At 60.7% G+C, this 4,574-nt stretch carries 3 protein-coding genes; all 3 read right to left on the reverse strand.

Features of this window, described 5'->3' with window-relative positions:
* Positions 1–25 precede the first annotated feature (25 nt).
* The gene (locus tag VMA74_RS18685; RefSeq protein WP_325369718.1) at positions 26–643 is read right to left on the reverse strand and encodes a GspH/FimT family pseudopilin; all 618 of its coding nucleotides are present in this window, start codon (positions 641–643) and stop codon (positions 26–28) included.
* Between the two features lie 276 nt (positions 644–919).
* Positions 920–1,606, reverse strand: a complete 687-nt coding sequence (locus VMA74_RS18690; RefSeq protein ID WP_325369720.1) for a Fe2+-dependent dioxygenase — start codon at positions 1,604–1,606, stop codon at positions 920–922.
* Positions 1,607–1,745: 139 nt separating this feature from the next.
* Positions 1,746–4,001: a TonB-dependent siderophore receptor gene (locus VMA74_RS18695; RefSeq protein ID WP_325369722.1), complete on the reverse strand. Its 2,256-nt coding sequence runs from the start codon at positions 3,999–4,001 to the stop codon at positions 1,746–1,748.
* Between the last annotated feature and the right edge of the window lie 573 nt (positions 4,002–4,574).

Below are 4,574 nucleotides of genomic sequence, written 5' to 3' on the forward strand. Positions count from 1 at the left end.
CGCGTCCGATGGCGGTCAAAATGGATCATGGGCAAGCCCCCTGCAGGCCGTTCTGTTCGGAATCCACGGTGATGTTGCCGGCCTCGGACAAAATCACGCAGCGCCGCCACGTCGCGTTGTTGGTAGAGTCGTGCAGCGTCAGCGTGCCGGTATTGCCGAAATTGGTCGTGGTACCACCGAAGCTGGTTGTGCCACCCATGCGGTTGAAGGTGATACCAGTCGACGTCCCGGCCGTCGAGGAATACACCAGGGTATCGCTACCGGTGAAGGGCCCATGGGTGCGCAGCAGCGTGTCACCACTGGTGGTGAAGGTTTGATTGCCCGCGGTATCGATAAAAACGACCCAACCAGTGTTCCACTCAGTGCTGTTGGCGCAGGCAGGGGCCGTGGTTGAAGGCGTGGCGGTGGGATTGGCCGACGGGCAAATGGTTACTGTCAAACCTTGCTTGATTGCTGCAGAACGCGCCAATTCGATGCTGGTGGCCAGATCGTTGATCTCGCCAGCCATTCGGCCTTGTGTTGTGACGCTCTTGTAAGAGGGGACAGCAAGGGCGAGAACAACGGCGATGATCGCTATCACCACCATCAACTCGACGATTGTGAATCCTTCCGCCGGTCTGCGATGCGCGCGCATCGTATTCATGGACCGCCCCTGTATCGCGTTGGCTAACGCTCGTTTGTATACCGGACGAGGTCCGGTCCCCTACTTGTCCTGGCCATCTCACGGGCAGTTGTGCCGAGAGCTGTCACCTAGGGCGAAGTGTGTAAGCTTCGTGGCAATTATCTTGTAGGGTTATGCTTAGTTGAACGACCGCTGGTCGGAGGAAACGCGCCGCTTGTCGCCGGAAAGTTGACGTAGGTCAAAAACATGCCTGGCGAGGGGCGTCAAAGGGCCGGCGAGAGGTGCCGTTGGCGGTGGTTACAAGTCCGACCACGTGCGCAGCAGGTTGTGATAGACCCCAGTCAGCCTTACACGCGCCGCTTCATCCGCATTCGTCGCCGTAAGCCGCTGTATCGCGTTATCCATGTCAAACAACATCGTGCGCTGCCCGTCATCGCGCACCATGCTTTGCACCCAGAAGAAACAAGCCAATCGCGTGCCGCGCGTGACGGGATTCACGCGATGCAAGCTGCTGGCCGGATACAGGATCATGTCGCCAGCGGAGAGTTTCACGGTCTGCGTGCCATACGTGTCTTCGATCAGCAGGTCGCCGCCGTCGTAGCTGTCCGGTGGCGCGAGGAAGAGGGTGGCGGAGAGGTCGGTGCGGATTTTCTGGCCGGTGCCGGGGAGGAGGCGGATGGAGCCGTCGACGTGGCTGCCGAAGTGCATGCCGCCTTGGTAGCGGTTGAACATCGGCGGGTAAATGCGGTTGGGGAGGGCTGCGCTGATGAAGAGTGGGTGGCGTTCCAGCGTGGCGAGCACGATGTTGCCCAGTTCGATGGCGAGTGGCGAGCCTTCGGCGAGTTGCTGGTTTTGCTTGACGTGGATGCCTTGGTGGCCGGCGGTGACGCGGCCGTCGAGCCAGGGGGCGTCGGCGGCGTCGAGGCGTTGGCGGAAGTGGGCGACTTGGTCGGTGGTGAGCAGGGTGGGGATGTGGACCAGCATGACAGGACTTCTCCTCTTGTCCCCAACACCGTCATTCCTGCGAAAGCGGGAATCCACGTTGCTCTGATGCATTTTTTAAATGGATTCCCGCTTTCGCGGGAATGACGGCAATGAGGCGAAATATACGGCTTTTGTACCATCAAAACTTATACGTAAACGTCGCCAACGCCGTACGCCCAATCCCCGGCACCGCGCGCCCGCCATCCGAAGGAATCACCGCATCGAAATAACGCTTGTTCGCAAGGTTCAGCAGATTGAGCCGGATGTCGTAGCTGTGTTGATGGTACGCGACCATCGCATCCCAGCGCGTATAGCCGCCAACGCTGGTTTCGTCGGTATTGGCGGCGTAGCGCTGCGACATATAGGTCGGGCCGCCGCCGGCTTCCCAATGTTCGGCAAAGGTGTAGGTGCTCCAGGCGGTGAGGGTGTGGCGCGGCGTGTTGGCGGGTACGTTGCCTTGGGTGCCGTCCAGCGCTTTGACGATTTTCCCGTCCATATAGCTGTAGCCGGAGAAGATTTGCCAGTGGTCGGTGATGTGTCCGACCGCGCTGAGCTCGGCGCCGCGTACGCGGATGGTGCCGTCCAATGTGTATTCGCCAGATGAGGTTTGCGTGCGCGCGTTGGTCTGTTCCAGTTTATACAGCGCCGCGTTGATGCCGAGCATGTCATCCAGCAGGTTCCACTTGCCGCCGATTTCGTAGGAACGGTTCTTGGTGGGCGCGAGGTTCTGCGTACCGCTGGTAAGGGTGAGCTGTTCCAGCACGGGATCGAACGAGGTGCCGTATGACACGTAGTAAGATTGCTGCTCGCTCGGCTGATAGATCACGCCGCCGCGCACGCTGGTGAAATAGACAGTCTGCTGCGCATACGCAGGTGCGGAGATTGTGTTGCTGATGTGTGCATCGAAACGATCACGACGCAAGCCCGCCACGATCATCCAGTGATCGTCGAGCTTGATGGTGTCGTTGGCGTAGACCGCTGCGGTCTTGCCGACCGATTGCGCATAGTTGCCCGCCGTCGTGGTGACGGCGGAGGGCGTGGCTTCCTGCGCGGGGTCCAGCAGGGAAAGCAGCGGCAAACCGTTCCGCGTGTAAGTCTGGTTGTTGTAGGTTTCGCGCGCCAGTTCCATGCCGGTGATCAGCGTGTGCTCCCACGTACCCGTAGCGAACTTGGTGACCAGGTCCGTCTGGCTGTCCAGCAGTTTGTCGTGGATGACGCGGTCGTGGCTGGCGAGCTGCGCATACAAATCCTGCAGCGGCAGGTTGGTCGGGTTGCCCAGCGTCCGGTTGAGCGTTACGCCTTGGGCGGTGACGATGCTGTTGGCCGCGGTTTCGCGTGCGTCGGTGCGGTAGTCGCTGTATTGCAGCTGCGTGCGCAGGCTGACGCTGTCGGAGAACGTATGTTCGAGGCGCGCATTGAATGCGTTGACGCTCTGGATGGTGCGGTCGTCGGTAAGGCCGTACCAGTTCTTGGGATTCACATGCGCCGGGCGCCCGTTGATCGGCGGCAGGCCGTAGTCGGGCATGTCGTGGTTGCGTTGGATCAAGGCCGATAGTGTGATCTGTGTAGGCGTGCCGATGCCGAAGCGCAACGATGGCGCGATGCCGCCATCGCGGTTGTTCAGCACGTTGCGCGTGGCGTGCATGTCCTGGCCGTAGATGTTCAAGCGTGCGGCGGCCGTGTCGGAGAGCGGCTGGTTGATATCGCCGGTGATGCGATAGCGGTCGCTGGTGCCGACCGTCGCGCTGATCTCTCCAAAGGCTTTCAGCTCCGGCTGCTTGGTCACCTGGTTGATCACGCCGCCGGTGGAGCCGCGGCCAAACAACATGGAGGAGGGGCCTTTCAGCACCTCGACGGCGTCGAGGTCGAATACGTCGCGGTAGTACTGGCCAGGATCGCGGAAGCCATCCAGGTAGATGTCCGTGCGTGCGGTGAAGCCGCGCAGGTTGATGTTGTTGCCGATCTGCCCGCCTTCCGCGGCGCCGATGGTAATGCCGGGTACGTTGCGCAGCGCATCCTGCAGCGATGTGGCGCCTTGCGCTTCGAGCAGGTCGCGGTTCACCACCACCACGGTTTGCGGGATATCGCGCAGCGAGGTCGGCACCTTGGCGCCCACGCTGGAGGTGTCGGCGGTGTAGTCGGTGCCGATAACGCTACCGGTGACGTGCACCGTGTTCATGGTTTTTTTGGGCAGCGCGGCGGTGTCGGTGGAAGAGGGGGCCGTTTGCGCGTTGGCCGCAGCGGGTAGGGCCAGGGCAAGCAGCAGGGCGGTTTGCAGGGGCGAAGCACGGAAGTTGGCGGGCATGGGCAACGATGTCGGCAAGGTGGAAAAGAACAGAACGGGCTTGGCTGGCTGCTTGAGCCGCTGCAGCCGATGCCTGGCTGGGCGTCTCAATCCCGCTTGCCGCCACGATGGGCGTCCTGTAAATGCGAATCGTTACTATTCTTACATGCTGTTAGGTGGATGTGAAGCGGGGTGGCCTAACACTGTCCACCATGTCTCCGAACAGGTGTCCACCATGCCCCCGGTCTATACAGTGAAAATCGACATGGTGCGCGCTGAGAGCGATCTGGATGGCAGCACCTATCGGGTACCCGCAAGGGGGTGAATGATAAGCGTGCGATGTGCAAGAAGAACGGTGAGACAGTGCAGATCAGTACGGCGTATCTCAAGTCATAAGTCAGCCATCTTCTTCAGAGGCGTCGAATCGTGATGACGCCTAAATCAAGTGGGTGGGTCCAGTCGCGTGGATGTTGTGTCTCACCGCCTGCATCACGTAGGCATTCACCAACGCATCAAAGCACCCGCCCCTGACAGATGACGAAGCATGTTTTGTGCGAAGGTGCGGCTGTCGGGCGTGCCCATCCAGTGAGATGACCGCGACACGCCCGACATGAGTGAAGTAGCGCGGATCGCCCGAGTTAGGGCTCAGACGATCCGCTGGCCACCACCAACTAGCATTGGAGT

This window comes from Dyella sp., assembly GCF_035508675.1.
In the GTDB taxonomy this organism is placed as follows: Bacteria; Pseudomonadota; Gammaproteobacteria; order Xanthomonadales; family Rhodanobacteraceae; genus Dyella_B.

Coding starts and splice junctions, on each gene's coding strand:
- VMA74_RS18685 (WP_325369718.1), bottom strand. CDS start 643: ATGAATACGATGCGCGCGCATCGCAGACCGGCGGAAGGATTCACAATC.
- VMA74_RS18690 (WP_325369720.1), bottom strand. CDS start 1,606: ATGCTGGTCCACATCCCCACCCTGCTCACCACCGACCAAGTCGCCCAC.